The sequence below is a fragment of the Limnohabitans sp. MMS-10A-192 genome (assembly GCF_003063335.1).
Lineage (GTDB): Bacteria > Pseudomonadota > Gammaproteobacteria > Burkholderiales > Burkholderiaceae_C > Limnohabitans_A.
On record NZ_NERX01000004.1, the window covers coordinates 429,323 to 449,684 of the forward strand.

At 57.9% G+C, this 20,362-nt stretch carries 17 protein-coding genes; 13 read left to right on the forward strand and 4 right to left on the reverse strand.

Annotated elements, in window-relative coordinates; translation table 11 throughout:
* Positions 1–32 precede the first annotated feature (32 nt).
* The 9 genes from B9Z43_RS11275 to arfB are packed head-to-tail and all read left to right on the forward strand — an operon-like array spanning position 33 to position 7,925.
* Positions 33–683, forward strand: a complete 651-nt coding sequence (locus B9Z43_RS11275; protein WP_108325493.1) for an NADH-quinone oxidoreductase subunit J — start codon at positions 33–35, stop codon at positions 681–683.
* Positions 683–991: an NADH-quinone oxidoreductase subunit NuoK gene (gene nuoK, locus B9Z43_RS11280; protein WP_108325636.1), complete on the forward strand. Its 309-nt coding sequence runs from the start codon at positions 683–685 to the stop codon at positions 989–991. Before B9Z43_RS11275 ends, nuoK begins: the two co-directional genes overlap by 1 nt.
* Before the next feature lie 7 nt (positions 992–998).
* Positions 999–3,017: an NADH-quinone oxidoreductase subunit L gene (nuoL, locus tag B9Z43_RS11285; protein ID WP_108325495.1), complete on the forward strand. Its 2,019-nt coding sequence runs from the start codon at positions 999–1,001 to the stop codon at positions 3,015–3,017.
* Positions 3,018–3,039: 22 nt separating this feature from the next.
* Positions 3,040–4,518, forward strand: coding sequence for an NADH-quinone oxidoreductase subunit M (locus tag B9Z43_RS11290; protein ID WP_108325497.1), 1,479 nt, complete (start codon positions 3,040–3,042; stop codon positions 4,516–4,518).
* A gap of 34 nt (positions 4,519–4,552) precedes the next feature.
* Positions 4,553–6,040 (forward strand): NADH-quinone oxidoreductase subunit NuoN, encoded by a 1,488-nt coding sequence (gene nuoN / locus B9Z43_RS11295; protein ID WP_108325639.1) that lies wholly within the window; start codon positions 4,553–4,555, stop codon positions 6,038–6,040.
* Positions 6,041–6,050: 10 nt separating this feature from the next.
* Positions 6,051–6,353, forward strand: coding sequence for a DUF2818 family protein (locus B9Z43_RS11300; protein ID WP_108325499.1), 303 nt, complete (start codon positions 6,051–6,053; stop codon positions 6,351–6,353).
* A gap of 28 nt (positions 6,354–6,381) precedes the next feature.
* On the forward strand, positions 6,382–6,969 hold the full coding sequence (locus tag B9Z43_RS11305; protein WP_108325501.1) for an NUDIX domain-containing protein: 588 nt from the start codon (positions 6,382–6,384) through the stop codon (positions 6,967–6,969).
* A gap of 9 nt (positions 6,970–6,978) precedes the next feature.
* Positions 6,979–7,467 carry a DUF1178 family protein gene (locus B9Z43_RS11310; protein WP_108325503.1) on the forward strand — a complete coding sequence of 163 codons (489 nt, stop codon included), beginning with the start codon at positions 6,979–6,981 and terminating at the stop codon, positions 7,465–7,467.
* A gap of 59 nt (positions 7,468–7,526) precedes the next feature.
* Positions 7,527–7,925 (forward strand): alternative ribosome rescue aminoacyl-tRNA hydrolase ArfB, encoded by a 399-nt coding sequence (arfB, locus tag B9Z43_RS11315; RefSeq protein ID WP_108325505.1) that lies wholly within the window; start codon positions 7,527–7,529, stop codon positions 7,923–7,925.
* Between the two features lie 93 nt (positions 7,926–8,018).
* On the opposite strand, the gene miaA is transcribed toward arfB, so the two are convergent.
* Genes miaA through mutL form a run of 3 tightly spaced genes read right to left on the reverse strand, consistent with a single transcriptional unit; the run spans position 8,019 to position 12,174 of the window.
* Positions 8,019–8,984, reverse strand: a complete 966-nt coding sequence (gene miaA, locus B9Z43_RS11320; protein ID WP_108325507.1) for a tRNA (adenosine(37)-N6)-dimethylallyltransferase MiaA — start codon at positions 8,982–8,984, stop codon at positions 8,019–8,021.
* Positions 8,981–10,192, reverse strand: a complete 1,212-nt coding sequence (locus B9Z43_RS11325; RefSeq protein ID WP_108325509.1) for a multidrug effflux MFS transporter — start codon at positions 10,190–10,192, stop codon at positions 8,981–8,983. The genes miaA and B9Z43_RS11325 overlap by 4 nt, the downstream gene beginning before the upstream one ends.
* Positions 10,192–12,174, reverse strand: coding sequence for a DNA mismatch repair endonuclease MutL (mutL, locus tag B9Z43_RS11330; protein WP_108325512.1), 1,983 nt, complete (start codon positions 12,172–12,174; stop codon positions 10,192–10,194). The genes B9Z43_RS11325 and mutL overlap by 1 nt, the downstream gene beginning before the upstream one ends.
* 37 nt (positions 12,175–12,211) lie before the next feature.
* Here mutL and B9Z43_RS11335 point away from each other — a divergent pair, with 37 nt between their 5' ends.
* The 4 genes from B9Z43_RS11335 (at position 12,212) to gtfA (ending at position 17,402) form a co-directional block, all read left to right on the forward strand.
* Positions 12,212–12,850 carry a DedA family protein gene (locus B9Z43_RS11335; protein WP_108325514.1) on the forward strand — a complete coding sequence of 213 codons (639 nt, stop codon included), beginning with the start codon at positions 12,212–12,214 and terminating at the stop codon, positions 12,848–12,850.
* 355 nt (positions 12,851–13,205) lie between these two features.
* Positions 13,206–14,408, forward strand: coding sequence for a lipopolysaccharide assembly protein LapB (locus B9Z43_RS11340; RefSeq protein WP_108325516.1), 1,203 nt, complete (start codon positions 13,206–13,208; stop codon positions 14,406–14,408).
* 142 nt (positions 14,409–14,550) lie between these two features.
* Positions 14,551–15,882, forward strand: coding sequence for an MFS transporter (locus B9Z43_RS11345; protein WP_108325518.1), 1,332 nt, complete (start codon positions 14,551–14,553; stop codon positions 15,880–15,882).
* A 44-nt stretch (positions 15,883–15,926) separates the two neighbouring features.
* Positions 15,927–17,402: a sucrose phosphorylase gene (gtfA, locus tag B9Z43_RS11350; RefSeq protein WP_108325521.1), complete on the forward strand. Its 1,476-nt coding sequence runs from the start codon at positions 15,927–15,929 to the stop codon at positions 17,400–17,402.
* Positions 17,403–17,619: 217 nt separating this feature from the next.
* Here the strand turns inward: gtfA and B9Z43_RS11355 are convergent, their stop codons facing one another.
* Positions 17,620–19,845 (reverse strand): TonB-dependent siderophore receptor, encoded by a 2,226-nt coding sequence (locus B9Z43_RS11355; RefSeq protein WP_108325523.1) that lies wholly within the window; start codon positions 19,843–19,845, stop codon positions 17,620–17,622.
* Between the last annotated feature and the right edge of the window lie 517 nt (positions 19,846–20,362).

Consider the following 20,362-nt stretch of genomic DNA (forward strand, 5'->3'; position numbering starts at 1 on the left):
GCTCAGTCCTGAACATTTAAAAAGACAGACCTATGGACGTCAAGACCGGTTTCTTCTACCTCTTCTCGGTGGTGCTGATGTTTTCAGCCTTCCGGGTGGTGACGGCGCGCAACCCTGTGCACGCTGTGCTGTACCTCATGTTGGCCTTTTCCCAGGCCTCAGCCATCTGGCTGCTGCTCAATGCCGAATTCCTGGCCATCACTTTGGTGCTGGTTTATCTGGGTGCGGTGATGGTGCTTTTCCTGTTCGTGGTGATGATGCTGGACATCAACGTCGACACACTGCGTCAGGGCTTTTGGAAAAACTTTCCTTTGGCTGCCACTTTGGGGGCCATCGTGGCCCTTGAAATGGGCGCAGTCCTGATGAGCGGTTTCCGTTTGTCCGAGGTGCCCAAGGCGGTGGCGTTGGTTGCCGGTGCGGCACCCGTGTCCAACAGCAAAGCCCTGGGCATCTTGCTGTACACCGAATACCTGATGCCCATCCAGATCGCTGCGTCGATCTTGCTGGTGGCCATGGTGGCGGCGATTGCCCTGACTTTGCGTGAGCGCAAGGACAGCAAGGCGATCAACCCCTCGATTCAGGTTCGAGTGCGTGCGGCTGACCGCATGAAGGTCGTCAAAGTGGCGGCCACCCAGGCAGCCCCAGCCCCCGTGGCACCCGAAGCTGCACAGGAGAACAAATGATGGCCTTGACCCTCGGACATTTCTTGTCGCTCGGCGCCATGCTCTTTGCATTGGCCGTGATCGGCATTTTCTTGAACCGCAAGAACCTGATCGTCTTGCTCATGGCCATCGAATTGATGTTGCTGGCCGTGAACATGAACTTTGTGGCTTTCTCGCACTACCTGGGTGACATGCACGGCCAAGTGTTCGTGTTCTTCATCCTCACGGTGGCGGCTGCTGAATCGGCCATCGGCTTGGCCATCCTCGTGCTGTTGTTCCGCAACAAGAACAGCATCAACGTGGACGAACTCAATTCGCTCAAGGGTTAATAAGAATATGAGTCAAACCCTCAACGCAAGCACGCTGCTGGTTGTGCCGCTCGCGCCCCTGGTGGGCTCGGCACTGGCCGGTATCTTTGGTACGCAATTCGGTGGCAACTGGATTGGCCGTCGCCTGTCGCACACCCTGACCATTTTGGGCGTGCTGGTGGCTTTCATTCTGTCGGCCATGACGCTCAAGAGCGTGATCGACGGTGCCCGTTTCAATGAGACCCTCTACACCTGGATGGTGGTGGGTGGCCTCAAAATGGAAGTGGGCTTTTTGATCGACAGCCTCACGGCCATGATGATGTGCGTGGTGACCTTTGTGTCGCTGATGGTGCACATCTACACCATTGGCTACATGGAAGAAGACGAAGGCTACAACCGTTTCTTCGCCTACATCTCGCTGTTCACCTTCTCCATGCTGATGCTCGTCATGAGCAACAACATGCTGCAGCTGTTCTTCGGCTGGGAAGCCGTGGGCCTGGTGTCTTACCTGCTGATCGGTTTCTGGTTCAACAAGCCCACCGCCATTTTTGCCAACATGAAGGCCTTTTTGGTCAACCGTGTGGGTGACTTCGGCTTCATTTTGGGCATTGGCCTGATCGCGGCTTATGCCGGCACGCTCAACTACGCCGAAGCCTTTGCCAAGACGGCCGAGCTGGGCGCACTCACATTCCCTGGCACCGACTGGATGCTGGTGACCGTGATCTGCATTTGCCTGTTCATCGGTGCGATGGGCAAGTCGGCCCAGTTCCCGCTGCACGTGTGGCTGCCTGATTCGATGGAAGGCCCAACGCCCATCTCGGCGCTGATCCACGCCGCGACCATGGTGACTGCCGGCATCTTCATGGTGGCCCGCATGTCGCCGCTGTTTGAACAGTCGGACACCGCCTTGAACTTCATCATGGTGATCGGCTCGATCACAGCGCTGTTCATGGGCTTTCTGGGCATCATCCAGAATGACATCAAGCGCGTGGTGGCTTACTCCACTTTGTCGCAGCTCGGTTACATGACCGTGGCGCTGGGCGCATCGGCTTATTCGGTCGCAGTGTTCCACCTGATGACGCACGCGTTCTTCAAGGCTTTGCTGTTCTTGGGGGCTGGCTCCGTCATCATGGGCATGCACCACAACCAGGACATCCGTTGGATGGGCGGCGTGCGCAAGTACATGCCCATCACCTGGATCACCTCGCTGCTGGGCTCGCTGGCTTTGATCGGTACGCCGTTCTTCTCGGGCTTCTACTCGAAGGACAGCATCATCGAAGCCGTGCATGAGAGCCATCTGGCCGCTGCGGGCTTTGCCAACTTCGCTGTGCTGGCCGGTGTCTTCGTGACCGCTTTCTATTCGTTCCGCATGTACTTCCTGGTCTTCCACGGCAAGGAGCGCTACGACCAGAATCCGGATGCCCACCATGGTCACGACGACCACGGTCATGGCCACGACGACCATCACGAACCGCACGAATCCCCATGGGTCGTCACGGTGCCCTTGGTCTTGCTGGCGATTCCTTCGGTGGTGATCGGTTTCATGGCGATCGAGCCCATGCTCTACGGCGAGTTCTTCAAAGACGTGATCTTCGTGAACGCCGAGAAGCACCCCGCCATGAAAGAAATGGCCGAGATGTTCCACGGCCCCGTGGCCATGGCGGTGCACGCCTTGAGCACGGCGCCTTTCTGGCTGGCCTTGGCCGGTGTGGTGGTGTCCTGGTACATGTACCTCGTCAACCCCAAAGTGCCTGCATTCTTCGCACGTGTTTTGCGTCCCGTGATCGTCATCCTCGAGAACAAGTATTTCCTGGACTGGATCAACGAAAACATCCTGGCCCGTGGCGCACGCATGCTCGGCACCGGTTTGTGGAAAGTGGGCGACCGCGCTTTGATCGATGGCCTGGTGGTCAACGGTTCATGGAAAGTGGTGGGCCTGATTTCTGGAGCCGTTCGCCGCTTCCAGTCGGGCTACCTGTACCACTATGCCCTGGTCATGATCCTGGGTGTGTTCGCGCTGATGACGTATTTCGTCTGGCTCGCTTAACGGTTTAGAGGACGATATCAAAATGGGATTGTTAAGCCTTGCCATCTGGACACCGATTGTTTTCGGTGTCATCTTGCTGGCCATCGGTCGTGACAGCCAAGCCCGCGCTGTGCGCTGGGTGGCTTTGGTCGGCTCCGTCGTCAGTTTTCTGGTCACTTTGCCGCTTTACAAGGGCTTTGAGCTCGGCACGTCGGCCATGCAGTTTGTCGAAAAATACACCTGGATCGAGCGCTTCAATGTGCACTACCACCTGGGTGTGGATGGCATTTCGCTGTGGTTCGTGTTGTTGACTGCCTTCATCAATGTGATCGTGGTCATTGCAGGCTGGGAAGTCATCACCCGCAAAGTCAACCAGTACATGGCGGCTTTCCTGATCCTCTCGGGTCTGATGATCGGTGTGTTCAGTGCCCTCGACGGGATGTTGTTCTACGTCTTCTTTGAAGCTACGCTGATCCCGATGTACCTGATCATCGGTATCTGGGGTGGTCCGAACAAGATCTACGCTGCATTCAAGTTCTTCTTGTACACCCTGATGGGTTCACTGCTGACGCTGATCGCGCTCATCTACCTGTACACCGCATCGAACGGAAGTTTTGACATCCTGGCCTGGCACAAACTGCCGTTGGCCGGCAGTGTTCAGACCTTGCTGTTCTTCGCCTTCTTTGCCGCTTTTGCCGTGAAAGTTCCCATGTGGCCTTTCCACACCTGGTTGCCAGACGTTCACGTCGAAGCGCCCACCGGTGGCTCGGCTGTGCTGGCCGCCATCATGCTCAAGCTCGGTGCTTATGGCTTCCTGCGTTTCTCGATGCCCATCGCACCGGACGCTGCGCACGAGTGGGGCACTTTCATGATCGTGCTGTCCTTGGTTGCCGTGGTCTATGTGGGCTTGGTTGCGATGGTGCAACAAGACATGAAAAAGCTGGTGGCTTATTCATCGGTCGCACACATGGGCTTTGTGACCTTGGGCTTTTTCATCTTCAACCCGCTGGGCGTGTCTGGTGGCATCGTTCAGATGATCGCTCACGGCTTCGTGTCGGCGGCCATGTTCCTGTCGATCGGTGTTTTGTATGACCGCGTTCACTCGCGTGAGATCGCCAGCTATGGCGGCGTGGTCAACACCATGCCCAAGTTTGCAGCTTTTGCCTTGCTGTTCTCCATGGCCAATTGTGGTCTGCCGGGCACAGCCGGTTTCGTGGGCGAGTGGATGGTGATCCTGGGTGCCGTGAAGTTCAACTTCTGGATCGGCGCACTGGCGGCTTCGGCACTGATCTTTGGCGCCGCCTATACCCTGTGGATGTTCAAGCGCGTTTACCTCGGTCCTGTGGCCAACGACGACGTCAAGGAACTGACGGACATCAACAGCCGTGAATTCCTGGTCATGGCTTTGCTGGCCATTGCCGTGCTCTACATGGGCCTGTACCCCAAGCCATTCACCGACGTGATGGATACCTCGGTGGCCGACTTGCTCAAGCACGTGGCCCTGTCCAAATTGCCCCAATGAACATTCAGTACTGAACTGAAGAAAAGAAAGAATGATGATGGACACCACCAGCTGGATGACGATCTATCCTGAAATCGTGTTGCTGGTCATGGCTTGCGTGATCGCGCTGGCCGACCTGTTCGTGAAGAGCCCCAAGCGCACCGCCACCTACGCCTTGACATTGTTGTCTTTGGGTGGCGTGGCCTGGCTCAACGCCATGTACGCCGACGCCGGTCAGACCCTGTATGGCTTTGGCCACCTGGTGGTCAGCGATCCGATGGGCCATTGGCTCAAGTGCTTTGCCTCGATCGCCGTGATGGTGACCTTGGTGTACTCGCGCCCCTACGCGGCTGACCGCGACATGCTGCGCGGCGGTGAGTTGTTCAGCCTGAGCATGTTTGCCTTGCTGGGCATGAGCGTGATGATTTCCGGTCAAAACTTCCTGGTCATTTACTTGGGCCTTGAATTGCTGACCTTGTCGAGCTACGCGCTGGTGGCCCTGCGTCGTGACAATGCTCAGGCCACAGAGGCAGCCATGAAATATTTCGTGCTAGGCGCGATGGCTTCGGGTTTCTTGCTGTACGGCATGTCCATGATGTATGGCGCGACCGGCAGCCTGGAGCTGGCCGCTGTGCTCAAGGCGATCGCTTCGGGTCACGTCAACCACCAAGTGCTGGTGTTTGGCTTGGTCTTCATCGTGGCCGGTCTGGCTTTCAAGATCGGTGCCGTGCCTTTCCACATGTGGATCCCTGACGTTTACCAAGGTGCCCCCACAGCCGCCACGTTGCTGATCGGTGGCGCGCCCAAGCTGGCGGCGTTCGGCATCATGATCCGCTTGCTGGTCGAAGGCCTGCTGCCTTTGGCCTTCGACTGGCAGCAAATGTTGTCCTTCCTGGCGATTGGCTCCTTGCTGATCGGTAACCTGGCTGCGATCGCGCAGACCAACCTCAAGCGCATGCTGGCTTTCTCGACCATCGCGCAAATGGGTTTTGTCCTGCTGGGTTTCGTCGCTGGCGTGATCAACGGCCAGACCACCTTGGCGGCCAACGCCTACAGCTCGGCCATGTTCTACATCGTCGGCTATGTGCTGACCACCTTGGCCAGCTTCGGCATCATCATGCTGCTGGCCCGTCAAGGGTTCGAGAGCGAAGAGATTTCCGACCTGGCCGGCCTGAACCAGCGCAGCCCGCTGTACGCCGGTGTGATGGCTGTTTGCCTGTTCTCTCTGGCCGGTATCCCGCCCATGGTTGGCTTCTATGCCAAGCTGGCCGTGTTGCAATCCCTGGTGGCTTCGGGTCAAGGTTTCTACATCGGTCTGGCGATCTTTGCCGTGATCATGTCCTTGATCGGCGCCTTCTACTACCTGCGTGTCGTCAAGGTCATGTACTTTGACGAGCCCGTGACGGCCACCACCGTCTCGGCCGATGCCGATGTGCGTGTCGTGCTGTCCATGAATGGTTTGCTGGTCCTGGTGCTGGGCATGGCGCCTGGCGCGCTGATGGCTTTGTGCGCCGACGCTGTCGCCCGCATGTTGGCCGTCTGAGTTTTCAAGCATGTCCACGTCCTGGCAAATCGGCATCTTGATCGCGCTGGCATTGCTGGCCGCCAACTTGCCTTTTGCCAACCAGCGCATCTTGCTGGTCGGACCCTCTCGCAGCACCAAATCACTGGCCATCCGGCTGGCTGAGTTGGTGCTGCTGTATTTTGTGGTCGGCGCTGTGGGCTTGGCGCTGGAAAACCACGGTGGCCAAATTGCTCCCCAAGGCTGGGAGTTTTATGCCATCACCGGCACCATGTTTGTGACCTTGGCCTTTCCAGGTTTCGTCTACCGTTACCTGATGCACCGCCAGCATTGAGCGCTGTCGGTTTGCACTGAGTTCCCTCATGTCTGACGATCATCTGATCGAGCACCGCGTTTCGCAGGAAGAGTTGCTGCATGGCCACTTCCTGCATGCATTTCGGGACACGGTCCGTCTGCCCAACCAAGGCTTGGCCACCCGTGAATACGTGATTCACCCCGGTGCAGTGATGGTGATCCCCATGCTGCAAATGCCCGATGGCAGCCTGCGCTTGGTGCTGGAGCGCCAGTTCCGCTACCCGGTGGGGCAGGTCATGATCGAGTTCCCGGCAGGAAAACTGGACGCAGGCGAAGACCCTTGGCTGTGCGCGCAGCGCGAGCTGATGGAGGAGACCGGTTACCGTGCCCGTGAATGGGCCAAAGCGGGCGTGCTTCACCCGGTGATCGCCTATTCCACAGAAGTGATCGAGATCTGGTTTGCGCGAGACCTCACACTGGGTGAACGCCAGCTGGACTCGGAGGAGTTTCTGGACGTGTTCACCGCCACACCCGAAGAACTGATGGCCTGGTGCCAGCAAGGTCTGGTGACCGACGCCAAAACCCTCACTGGCGCGCTTTGGTTGCAGAATGTCCTGTCAGGCGCATGGCCGCTGACTTGGCAAAGCGCCACCTGAACATTCCGCATGAAAGTCCTTGACCTCCAGTGCCGTCAGGGCCACAGCTTCGAAGGCTGGTTCGGCTCGCAAGACGACTACGACGCGCAACGTGCGCGGGGCCTCGTCACATGCCCCATGTGCAACGACAGCGAGATCACCAAAATGCTGTCAGCACCGCGCCTGAACCTGGGCCATGGCACAGAGCCAGTCCAAACGCCTGCAGCGCCAGAGGCCGCTGCCCCGAGCGCCGCGCCCGCCAAGACTGCCGCAGCCACGGCCCAACCCCTGGCGCAAATGCAAGCGGCCTTGCTGCACATGGTGCGCCACGTCATGGCCAACACCGAAGATGTGGGCACCCAATTTGCCGAAGAAGCCCGCAAGATCCACTATGGCGAACGCGAAGAGCGCAACATCCGTGGTCAGGCCACGCGCGAAGAAACCGAAGCCTTGCTGGACGAAGGCATCGACGTCATGCCGCTCCCTGTGCCGGATGCCTTGAAAGAGCCGCTGCAGTAAAGCTGTGTGGTCTTCATGACCACCCAGTCGCAGCCTCTGCGGCATACTCGCTGCAGTCCATGAACACCCTGCACATTCACGAGGCCGAAGTTGAACTGACCGCCATCCGCGCCCAAGGCCCGGGCGGGCAAAACGTCAACAAAGTCTCCACCGCCATCCAGCTGCGTTTCGATGTGGCCAGCTCGTCCTTGCCCGAAGCTGTGAAGGCGCGCTGGCTCCAGTCGGGCGACAGCCGCTTGTCGCAAGAAGGCGTGCTCATCATCAAGGCCCAGCGTTACCGCACGCAAGAGGCCAACCGCCAGGATGCTTGGACGCGGCTGTACGAACTGCTCGACCAATTTGCCAAAGCGCCCAAAGCCCGCAAGGCCACCAAACCCAGTTATGGCGCGGTGCAGCGGCGCTTGCAGGGCAAAGCCATTCAGTCCAAGTTGAAAGCCTCACGCCGTTCGCAAGAGTGAAGTGCTCCTGCAGGGCGGAGTTTCAGCGACGACAGTCTGCGCAACTGGACTGGCCCGTGTTGGGGCTGAAGCCGCCGACCTGCAGATTGCTTGTCACTTTGTGTGAGAGAGGGCGTTCAGTGCCGTTTTCAGCACCTGCGCCAAAGCATCCGGTGCATCGGCCGCGATCACATGGCGCGAGTCCATACTGCGCAGCCAGGTGATCTGGCGTTTGGCCAGTTGTCTCGTGGCAAAGATGCCGCGCTCTGCGATGTCTTTTTCGCTCCAGCCTTCGTCCAGCCCTTGCCAGGCCTGGCGGTAGCCCACACAGCGCATCGAGGGCAGGTCGGGGTTCAAGTCACCCCGGGCACGCAGCTGGTGCACCTCATGGATGAAGCCTTGCGCCATCATCAGCTCAAAGCGCTGGGCAATGCGCTGGTGCAGCCAGCTCCGCTTCAGTGGCTCTAGGCTCAGCACCGGGATGTGCCAATCGGGCGCTGTGGCTTTGGCGCTTTGGTGAAAGGAAGACAAGGTATGGCCGGTGGCGGTCCACACTTCCAAAGCGCGGCCCACACGCTGGCTGTCGCCGGGGGCCAGGCGGGCGGCGGTCACAGGGTCCACCAGCATCAGCTCGGCGTGGAGGGCGGGCCAGCCCACTTGTTCGGCGCGGGCCTGAATGGCTTCGCGCACCTGCGGGTCGGCGGCGGGGATGTCGTTCAGGCCTTCGAGCAGGGCTTTGAGGTAGAGCATGGTGCCGCCCACCAGCAGCGGCATGCGGCCTCGTGCACGGATCTCGCCGATGAGTCGAGTCGCATCTCGCGCAAATTCAGCGGCGCTGTAGTTTTGCAAGGGGTCGATGGTGTCGATCAGGTGGTGTGGCACGGCGGCCAGTTCTTCGCGGCTGGGTTTGGCGGTGCCAATGTCCATGCCCCGGTACACCAGGGCCGAGTCCACGCTGATGATCTCGGCACCGCCTTGCGCCTGCAGGGCTTGCGCCAAGGCCAGGGCCGCAGCGGTTTTGCCGCTGGCCGTGGGCCCAACGATGGCGATCGCATCGATCGTTTGAGGGCTTTGGCTCATGCGGCTTCCAGCGTCAGTGGACGGCCATGGCGTTGCACCGCAGTCCAGGCCACAATGGCCAACAGCGTGCTCCAAACCAGCATGCCGTGCGCCAAGGCGAAGACCGGCACGTCCATGTTGCGCCCGAGCCAATCGCCCATGAAGAAGGCGCCCAACATCATCAGAAATCCGTTGAGTGCAGAGGCCGTGCCCGCTTTGAACGGGAAGGGGGCGACCGCTGCGCTTTGTCCACAAGGCTGGTGCACGCCATGGGCAAACATGTAGCAGTACACCGGCAGCATCACAGCCCAACCGCCGTACCAAGCCTGCCCTACACCCAGGTGGGCCAGTAGCGTCAGCAGCGCGCCACCCAGCACCGACAGCACGGCGGCCAAGCCCACCGTGCGGTGGATGCTGGTGCGTCGCAACATCCAGCGTCCCCAAAAAGTGCCCACGATGTAGGACAAGGACATGGTGAGCATCAGCAGGCCGTAGGTGGTTTTGCTGTAGCCCAGTTGTTGCGTGAAGACGAAAGACGAGGTGGCCAAAAAGGTGAACAAGCCCAGGTAAGACGCCGAGGACAGGGCACACCAGGTGAGGAACACCGGATGGCGAAAAATCTCCACGTTCGATTGCCACAAGGAGCGCCACTGCAGCGCGTCCATGCGGCGTTGCGGCAGGGTTTCGCGGTAGCCCCAAAGCAACAGGCCCAAGGTGAGCAGACCAAACAAGGTCACGGAAAACAAAGCGTAGCGCCAGCCGACCCAGTCGCTGAGCAGGCCGCCCACCGGGGCGCAGGTGCATGCAATCACACCCAAGCCTGTGAGCGCTTGGGACATGACTTGGGCACCCTCGTGCGGCGGATACAGGTCGCGCACAATGGCGCGTGCCGCCATGACGGCTGCCCCCATGGCGATGCCTTGAACTGCGCGCGCCGCGATCAACCAATCAATGCCGGGCGCGGCCACACATGCCAGTGAGGCCAGCACATAAGCGCTCATGCCCCACAACAAAACAGGTCTGCGCCCAAAGCGGTCAGACATGGGCCCCCAGACCAGTTGCGAAATGCCAAAGGCCAGCAGCAGTGCGGTCAAAGTCAGCTGGATCTCGCCCATGCTGGTCCCCAGGCTGTCGCGAATCGCGGGCAAGGTGGGCAGGTACAAGTCGGTCGTGACCGCTTGCAGGCCCAGCAAGAGGGCCAGCAACACAACAACAAAGTGACGGTGCATCAACGGCCTCGCAGAAACAAGGCGTCCAGATCGCGCATGCTCATTTGCCGCCAGGTGGGGCGGCCGTGGTTGCATTGGTCGGAGCGTTCGGTCTCTTCCATCTGGCGCAGCAGGGCGTTCATTTCGTCGAGTGTGAGGCGCCGGTTGGCGCGCACCGCGCCGTGGCAGGCCATTGTGGCCAAAATCTCGTTTTGGGCGCGTTGTACCACGGTGCTCGCGTCGTGTTGGGCCAGCTCGGCCAGCACGCTGCGGGCCAACTCGACCGCATCGCCTTGCGCCAGGCTGGTGGGCACGGCGCGCACGGCCAGGGTCTTGGCCGACAGGGGCGAGATTTCCAGGCCCAGTTGTTCCAGCGCTTCGGCGCAGGCCTCGGCCGTGGCCACCTCGGTCGGATTGGCGGCAAAGGTGGCGGGGATCAGCAGCGGTTGGCTGGCGATGCGCGGGCCTTCGCTATCGGCGGTGTTGAGCTGGTTTTTCAGGCGCTCGTACACGATGCGCTCGTGCGCGGCGTGCATGTCCACCACCACCAGACCTTGCTTGTTTTCGGCCAGGATGTAGACGCCGTGCAGCTGCGCCACAGCGCGGCCCAGTGGCCAATCGCCTTCTGGCAGGGCTTGGGTGGGTTCGGCAATGGGCGCGGGCAGGGCAGACGCCGCTGTGTTGGCATTCAACGATGGCGCAGGTGCGGACCAGCGCGGTGCGTCCGAGTCGTGTGCTTCTTGTCGGGGCTCGGGCGGGTTCCACAGTGCTTTGAGGTCGGCCATGGCCTGCTCGCCGTCCACGCGGGGCCGCACAAAGTCTGCGGGCTTGTAGCTGGGTGCAGAAAAGGTCGATGGGCCAGGGCGCTCGAAAGCCATGCCGCCTTGCTGCCAGCTGGCCGACTCGGGCAGGATCTTGGCGGCGGGCGCTTTCAGGTCGAAGTCGGCCTTGGCCTCTGTGGCTGAATCGCTCAGGTTTTGCGAACGCGGCGCGGCCAGTGCGTTTTCGATGGCATGACGCACCGCCTGATGCACCGCGCGGCTGTCTCGAAAACGCACCTCGATCTTGGTGGGGTGCACATTCACATCCACCAGCGTGGGGTCGATTTGCATGAACAGCGCATAGGCCGGTTGCTTGTGGCCGTGCAGCACGTCTTCATAGGCGCTGCGCGCACCGTGCATGACCACTTTGTCACGCACAAAGCGGCCGTTCACATAGGCAAACTGGTGATCGGGGCGTGAGCGGGCGGCATCGGGCAGACCGGCGCGGCCGACCACCTTGAGCGGCCCGGCGTTGTACTCCACCGCAATGGATTGCGCCACGAACTCTTCGCCCAGCACATCGGCCAGGCGCTGCTCCAGGCCTGCCGCGCCAGGGTGTACGCGCCACTGCTCGACCAGCTTGCCTTCGTGCCAGATGGCAAAGCCCACGTCGGGGCGGGCCAGGGCGTGGCGGCGCACGGCTTCGATGCAATGCGCCAGCTCTGTGCTGTCGCTTTTCAAAAATTTGCGGCGGGCAGGGGTTGAGAAAAACAACTCCTTGACCTCGACCGTGGTGCCCACAGCGCGGGCCGCTGGGCGTATCTCGCCTGTGCGGCCGTCCAGCGCAAAGGCGGTGGGTTGGCCGTCCATGCGCGAGAGCAAGGTGAGTTCGGACACCGAATTGATGGCCGCGAGCGCCTCGCCCCGAAAGCCCATGGTCATCACCGATTCCAGCTCATCGAGGTTGCCGATCTTGCTGGTGGCGTGGCGTTTGAGTGCCGTGGCCAGCTCGTCCGGGGCAATGCCGCCGCCGTCGTCTTCGACCGAAATCAGCCGTGTGCCGCCACCCATCAGGCGCAGCGTGATGCTTTGCGCGCCCGCGTCCATGGCGTTGTCCACCAGCTCGCGCACGACCGAGGCAGGGCGCTCGACCACCTCGCCTGCGGCGATCTGGCTGATCAGTTCATCGGGGAGTTCGCGGATGGGGCGGCGCGCGGTCGCCGGGCTTTGTTGGGAGGTCACCGCCTGATTTTAGGGCTTGGGCAGGGATAATCACGGGATGGACATCCTTTTGCAACTCCTCGATTTCATCCTCCACGTCGACCGTTACCTGGAGGCCTTTGTGGGCCAACACGGCGCTTGGGTTTACGCGCTCTTGTTCGCGATCATTTTTGTGGAGACCGGCCTGGTGATCATGCCGTTCTTGCCGGGCGATTCGCTGCTGTTCATCGTCGGCGCGCTGTGCGGTGCCGACTTGCTGAACCTGCCCTTGACCATGGCCCTGTTGTTGGCTGCAGCCATTTTGGGCGACCAGACGAACTACAGCATTGGCCGCTACTTTGGCCCCAAGGTTTTCAAATGGGAGAACTCCCGCTTTTTCAACCGCCAGGCCTTCATGCAGGCCAACGCTTTTTACGAAAAGTACGGCGGCATCACCATCATCCTGGCGCGCTTCATGCCCTTCATCCGCACCTTTGTGCCTTTTGTGGCCGGTGTGGCCGAGATGACGCGCAGCAAGTTCACGCTGTTCAATGTGGTGGGCGGTGTTATTTGGGTGGTGGGTTTGACCCTGGCCGGTTACCTGTTTGGGAACTTGCCGTTTGTGCAAACGCACTTGTCCAAAATCATTTGGGCTTTGATTTTGGTGCCGGGTTTGATCGCCGTGTTTGGCGCCTGGCGGGCGCGCAAAGCGGGTTGATCAAAACGCCAGAAATCCCCTCTGCTTTCGCTTTGTCATCCCGCACTGGATGCGGGAACCCGCTGTTCTGAAAGCCTGGACCCCGGGTCTTCGCCCGGGGTGACATGCGTGTGAGGGTTTCGGGATGGAACCTCAGGTCTTCGCCCGGGGTGACGTGCCTGGAGGGCTTTCAAAATGAATGAACCTCTGGCATGTGAGGCGGCTGGCAGCTTTGGTGGTTTCAGATGCTGCGGTTGCGCGCCTGCGGCGGGTTGTGTGAAAGATTCATTTTGGTTACATGGCCAACTTGAAATCGATTTTGCTGTCTTTATTCAAGACAATCTCATCACTTTTAACCATGACCCCAAGGTGCATCATGAACAAGTATTTGCAACAGTTGAGTGTGTTGGTCGGTGCGGTGGGCCTGATGGTCGGTTCTGCCATGGCGCAGGGCGGTATGCGCTACGAAGTGATCAAGCCTTTGGCCGCGGCGCAAGAGGCACTCAAGAGCAACCAGAACGAACAAGCCTTAGGTTTGTTGCGTGACGCTTTGGCGGTTCCCCAACTCACATCGCTTGAAAAGAGCATGGTCATGCGCACGCAAGCGGTGGCTGCGCTGCGTGTCCAGAAATGGGATGCCGCTGTCGAGGCGTTGGAATCCTTGGTGGGTTCAAGCGATGTGCCTCAAACCGACAAGCGGCCTTTGCTGGAGTCATTGATCAATGCCTCCCTGCAATTGAAGGACCCTGCCCGTGTTGTTAAATGGTCGCGGCAATACTTGCAAGAAGGAGGCAGCAATCCATCCGTGCATTTGGCGATGGTCCAGTCCTTGGCTGCCTCTGGTCAACACGCAGAGGTCGTGAAGGTGGTCCTTGAGAAAATTCGATTGGATGCTTCGACCGCTAAGAAAACACCTGAACCAGAGCTGCGCACTTTGGCCATCAGTTATCGCCAGCTGAAGGACGATGTCGGGTATGTGAATACCCTCAAGCAGTTGTTGTCGAACTACCCCAGCAAGGCTTATTGGGCAGAAGTACTCGGACGTATGTCGCAACAAGTCGGCTTGAACGCTCGATTGGAGTTGGACTTGTACCGTTTGTTGGAGCAAACGGACAACATGGAAGATGCGGCCGAATACATGGAAATGGCCGCATTGGCTTTGAAAGCGGGTTTGCCAGCTGAGGCGATCCGTGTTCTCAACAAGGGCTTTGATGCGGGTATTTTGGGTAAGGGCGCCGATTCTGCTGTGCATACCAAGTTGCGAACGGATGCGCAGAAGAAACTCCGGGAAGACGATGCCTTGTTTGTGCAACTTGAGAAGTCGGCCAAAGACGGTGCATCTTGGGCTGCCGTAGGCGATGTTTATTTCTCGCGCCAAAACTGGTCCTCTGCGCATTTGGCCTACGTCAAAGCGATTGAGTCGGGCGGTCTTCGCCGAGAGCACGAGGTTCGATTGCATGACGCCATCAGCCTGATTCAATCGGATCAAAAAGCTGCAGCGCGCCAGCAATTGGCGAAGGTGAGCGGTGATGTCACGGCTGTAGAGTTGGCTGCGTTGTGGACGATCCTCGCTCGCTGAGCAGCAGCAAAAACAATATTCCCTCGAAGAAGCCCGCTGCTTTGCACGACAGGTAAAAACCCTATTGCAATCGATTGCAAAGTCGGATAAATTGGGGCACAGCGTTTTGCTGCAATGTGCAGCGCCTTCATTTCAAAGACCGATGACATCCATCAGAACATCACCGCCCACTTTGTCGATCTCACAGATCGTGCAAATGAATGTCGGCTTTTTGGGCTTGCAATTCAGCTTTGGCCTGCAGCAAAGCAATATGAGCCCGATCTACAGTTATTTGGGTGCAGACGAGGCATCTTTGCCATTGCTTGCATTGGCTGGACCTGTCACTGGCTTGTTGGTGCAACCCATAGTTGGGGCCATGAGCGACAGGACCACATCACGTTGGGGCCGGCGCACACCGTACTTTTTCATCGGTGCAGTGCTGTGCTCGCTCTCTTTGTTGGCGATGCCATACAGCTCAGCGCTGTGGATGGCTGCGAGTTTGCTTTGGATTCTGGATGCCGCCAACAACATCACTATGGAGCCCTATCGCGCCTATGTGAGTGATCGTCTGCCCAAGGACCAACATGCATTGGGGTATTTGACGCAAAGCGCTTTCACTGGACTGGCTCAAACACTGTCGTACCTAGCGCCCTCCATCATGGTGTGGATGGGCATGAACAAGGATGCGGTGGGCGGGAATCACATTCCGCAAATCACACAGGTGGCTTTCATCATTGGCGCATTGCTGTCTGCATCTACCATCGTCTGGTCTATCTGGAAAGTGCCAGAGTTGCCCTTGTCATCCCAAGAAATCGCCGCGTTAAAAGTCAAGCAGCAAGGCTGGCTCAGCACCCTCAAAGAAATTGTGGATGCAATCAAAGACATGCCACAAGCCATGCGGCAGCTGGCGTGGATGAAGCTGTTCCAGTGGTACGCCATGATGTGTTACTGGCAATACGTGACTTATGCGATCGCACGCAATCTGTTTGATACATCGGACCCTACCAGTATGGGCTTCCGAGATGCGGTGTTGGTCAATGGTCAGATCGGTGGCTTTTACAACGCGGTGGCATTTGTGGCCGCACTGGCCATGGTGCCATTCACGCGCCGCTGGGGCGCTGGAAAAATGCATGCGCTGTGCCTGGTGGCTGCAGGTCTGTGCATGATGACCATCCCCCAAATCCACAACCAAGCACTCTTGTTCCTCCCCATGATTGGCGTTGGTCTGGGTTGGGCCAGCATCATGGGTAATCCTTATGTGATGTTGGCCAGCAGCATTCCAGCAGAGAGAACAGGCGTTTACATGGGCATTTTCAACATGTTCATTGTCATTCCGATGCTCATTCAGGGCGTGACCTTGCCTCTGATTTATCACCCCATTTTGGGCGGAGATCCGCGGAACGTGCTGGTGCTGGCCGGTGGTTTGCTCGTGTTGGCGGCACTGGCCACTTTGCGGGTGAAAGTGCCTGCCGAAAAAAAAGCAAGCACAGCGTGAAGCGGCTTGCATGACTTGTATTTTGAAATTGACGTCTCAGAAAAATGCGTAACGAAGTTCAATTGATCACCTATGTCGACCGCTTTGGCGGCAAGACCTTGAAGGACCTCCAGGAGCTCTTGACTGGACCGTTGATGGGGGCTGTAGGCGGCGTCCACTTGCTGCCGTTCTTTCACAAAATTGATGGTGCCGATGCGGGGTTTGACCCCATTGACCACACACGCGTGGACGACCGCGTGGGAGACTGGGAAGACATTGCAAGCCTGTCTACGAAGATGGGCGTGATGGCGGATGTGATCGTCAACCACATGTCTTCTGAGTCGCCGCAGTTCCTTGATTATTCGCAGAAGGGCAGTGCTTCTGAATACGACGGACTGTTTCTCACGATGGAATCGGTCTTCCCAAACGGTGCTACTGAAAAGGACTTGCTGGCAGTCTACCGCCCACGTCCGGGCATGCCCTTCACGGTGACCACATTGGCCAATGGCGAACGCCGTTTGCTCTGGACCACCTTCACACCCCAGCAAATTGACATTGATGTGCACACGCCAGCGGGCAAGGCCTATTTGGAGTCGATATTGCAAAAGCTCTCGCAAAGCGGCGTCACCATGGTGCGCTTGGATGCGGTAGGTTATGCCATCAAGAAAGCCGGTACGAACTGCTTCATGATGCCAGAGACCTTTGAGTTCATCAAAGCCTTCGCGCAGCGTGGCCGTGAGCTGGGCTTGGAGGTGCTGGTCGAGATCCACTCGTACTACAAACGCCAGATGGAGATCGCCAAGCAGGTGGACTGGGTGTATGACTTCGCTTTGCCCCCCTTGGTCTTGCACGCACTGGAGTTTGGGCGCAGCGGCCCGCTGCTGGACTGGATTGCACAACGTCCCAACAACGCAGTGACGGTTCTCGATACGCACGACGGCATCGGCATCATCGACATCGGCGCAGATGCCACCGATCGAGCCAACAACCCGGGCCTGGTGCCACCACATGAACTGGACGAGTTGGTCGAGCGCATGCACCGCAACTCGAACAACCAAAGCCGCCAGGCGACCGGCGCGGCTGCATCCAATCTGGACTTGTACCAAGTCAACTGCACATTCTTTGATGCCTTGGGTCGCAATGAAGCAGCCTACCTGGTGGCGCGAGCGATTCAGTTCTTTGTGCCAGGCATTCCGCAGGTCTACTACGTGGGCTTGCTGGCGGGTGAAAACGACATGGATCTGTTGGATGCCACCAAGGTAGGACGAGACATCAACCGCCACTACTACACGCGCGAAGAAGTGCTGAGTGATCTGAACAAGCCAGTCGTCAAGCGCCTGCTTGATCTGATGTGCATGCGGAATACCCACCCAGCTTTTGGTTGCGCATTCAGCAGCTCAGCACCTGCGGCACACCTCTTGACATTGAATTGGCAAAACGGTTCTGCATACGCCCGTTTGGAAGTGGATTTGGCAACCCGATCAGGGCGCATAGTCCATGGCCTCACTGCAGATGAACAGGTGGTATTTGAACTGCGGTGAAGCTTTAAAGCACCAACCAAAGAAAAAAGCCAGTCAGATCACTGACTGGCTTTTTTCATGCTTCGCTACAAGTCAGTTCAGTTTTGGCCTTATGACCGGGAGTACGCCTTCATCGATTCAGGGTCTGAAGCCTTTGAAAGAAAAAAACCGCCCGAAGGCGGTTTGGAACAAGTTGTAAGTTGAAGAACGGGCACCAGAAGATGCCCATTGCGTCAACTTAGAAGTTGTATTTCACACCCACTTTGACGGTACGACCTGTGATCGAACGAGCAGCAGAGCGTTCGTTGTTGACTTCGGTGTAACCCAAAGTGTTGGTCAAGTTGTTCACGCTCAGCGTCAAGGTGGTCGACTTGTTCAACTCATGTGCTGCGAAGGCATTGACGTAGGTGTAAGCCGGCAGGGTGGCTTCCAAGCCTGAAACAGTCTGAGCGTCTTTAGAGCTTGTCGTGCCGATCACCGCAGCCCCCACCGTGGTGTCGCCAAACTTGTATGTTGGGCTCAACTGGTAGATGGCTTTCGCTTGGCGATTAGGTGCTTTGCCAACATAGGCTGCATTGTTGCTGCTGGTGACTTCGGCATCTGTCAGAGTCAAGCCGCCATTGATGCGAAAAGCACCCATGCGGTAGCCAGCTTCCAATTCAACACCTTTGGCGCTGTATTTGGTGAAAGATGTTGTGCCGGTGGTGAGGTCATAGTTGGACTCGTCTGTCTTGGCCAAGAAGAAAGTCACAAACGTGCTCAGGTTGCCGTTTTTGTTTTTGACACCGGCTTCGTATTGCTTGACTTCGTTGACGGGAACGGTTTTGCCAACAAAGCAGGTCAATCCGCATTTGCTCGTGCTCTCCTGGAAGAGAACTCGGTCGCTGTTGAACGATGCGCCATCGCTGATGCGAGCAAACAAGGCGGTATTTTTGTCAAGGTTGTAGTTGGCGCCGAATGAGTAGGCGTTGAAGTTGGACTTGTAGTCGACACCACGTGCACCCAAGGAATCGCCATTGGCGTTGTATGTTCCCGTGACAGATTGACGGTCCATGCGCACGCTACCATCCAGAACCCACGCACCCTTTTCCCAGTTCAGGGCTGCATATGGGGAGACGGTGTTGTAGGTTTGATTGATGTGGCGCTTGTACCAAGATGTGTAGCTGCCGTAGGTGGAGTTCGCAGCAGGAACCAATGGCGCATTGAATCCACCGATTTCCCAATCAATGTCCAGCTTTTGGCTTGAAGCAAACACGCCGGCGGTCGTGGTCAGCTTGGCACCATCTTGCAGTGCGTGTTTTTTGCTCAGTTTCAAGTCGTTAACAGCCAAGCCCACATCGTTGAATTTGGCACCCAGAAAGAGAGCCGTGTAGCTGCTTGCACCCGATGCTGGCAATGCGTTGTCAGCATAGTTGCCGGGCATGATGCCATTGAAGCCGCCACTGTTGTTGGAGATACGGAATTTGTCATTCAATGTCCAGCCATCACCCAAGTTCAGGTTGATCTCGGACCCAATGGCGGTGGATTTGGAGCGCAGACCTTCGTTCATGCTGGCAGCGCCGCCGTGCATGCCATATTGAGAGATGGCAGGTAGGTTCGACGCATAGGGGGAGAACGTACGTGGGTCTACGCCGGGCAGCGCCACGATTTGGCCATTGACGGTGTTGACAGGCGACGCCATCAATGTGGGTGTTTTGTCATCCAAGAGTTTTGCATGCAGTTTGACGCTGTTGCCGCCGCCCAGGTCCTTGTTGAAGGACGCCTTGAATTGGCCACCCGACTCCATGTTCACGCCATGCGTGTCGCGTGGGCCTTCGCCGGAGCGAACAAAACCGCTCAGGTAAACGGAGGAGGTGTCTGAAGTGGCTTTGCCGTAGCCAAAGTCGACACGGCGCTGGCTGGGGCCGCTGACATTGGTGGTTGCGGAAATGGTTCCACCTTCCACATCGCCTGTTTTGCTGATGAAGTTGATGATGCCGCCAGGTGCGTTTGTGGCCATGGTTGAGGCTGAGCCGCCACGAACGACTTCAAGACCGTCTGTGCCCAAGGAGGAGCGCAGGAACATGTCGGGGGTCACGAAGTTGAAGTCGCCCATTTGAAGAACAGGCAAGCCATCTTCTTGGAATTGGACATAACGCGAACCGCCGGCCGAAATTGGAACGCCACGAACGGTGACGTTGGCGTTTCCTTCGCCGCCGCTGGATTCAGCACGTACACCAGGGACCGAGCGCAGCAAATCAGCGGAGCTGCTGGCTACGGTGTTAGTCAGTTGCTCGGAATCCAGTGTGCTGATGGACAAGCTTTGTTTCATTTTGCTGCCGCCAGTGGCGGAGCCGGTCACGACAACCTCATCGAGTTTGAGCGCGTCGTTGTTGGCTTGAGCGTGTGCAACGCTCAACTGAAATACTGCCAGCGCAGCGGCAGCGGCCACTTTGGTTTGTGTGGCGATTTTTTGCTTCTTCATAGAAGGGTCTCCAGAACATTGAAACGATTGCAAAACCAAAAATGGATTGTTGCAGATGATGATCCATGAGTGTCACGTGTCGTGATCACAGCTTGGATGTAGCGTATTTTGCAAATCTATGAAAACGATTGCAATAAATGTTTTTTTGGTGGTGGCGGTTTGGAGGTCGCATGACCTGGGTGTTTTCACTCGAGAAATCACTAAATATTAGGACTTTCCCTAGTGTGCATATAGAGCAACAAGCGATTCGACAAGTCCAAAATTCATTGATCGGTGTTTTCCCTAGGTGTTGAAGAATGGGAAACGCAGGTATCATGCAAACGATTGCATTGAATGAAACTCAAAACAAGGAGAAAAGAAACAATGGACGATTACGCCAGCCGGCAACGCAAGCCGACCAAGCACCTGATTGGGCTGGGGCTGGTGGTGGTGTTGCACCTTTTGCTCTTTTGGGCCATCAGTTCGGGCTTGGCCCGCGCTTTTGTCAAAAAGATCCAAGGGCCTGTGGAAGCTGTTT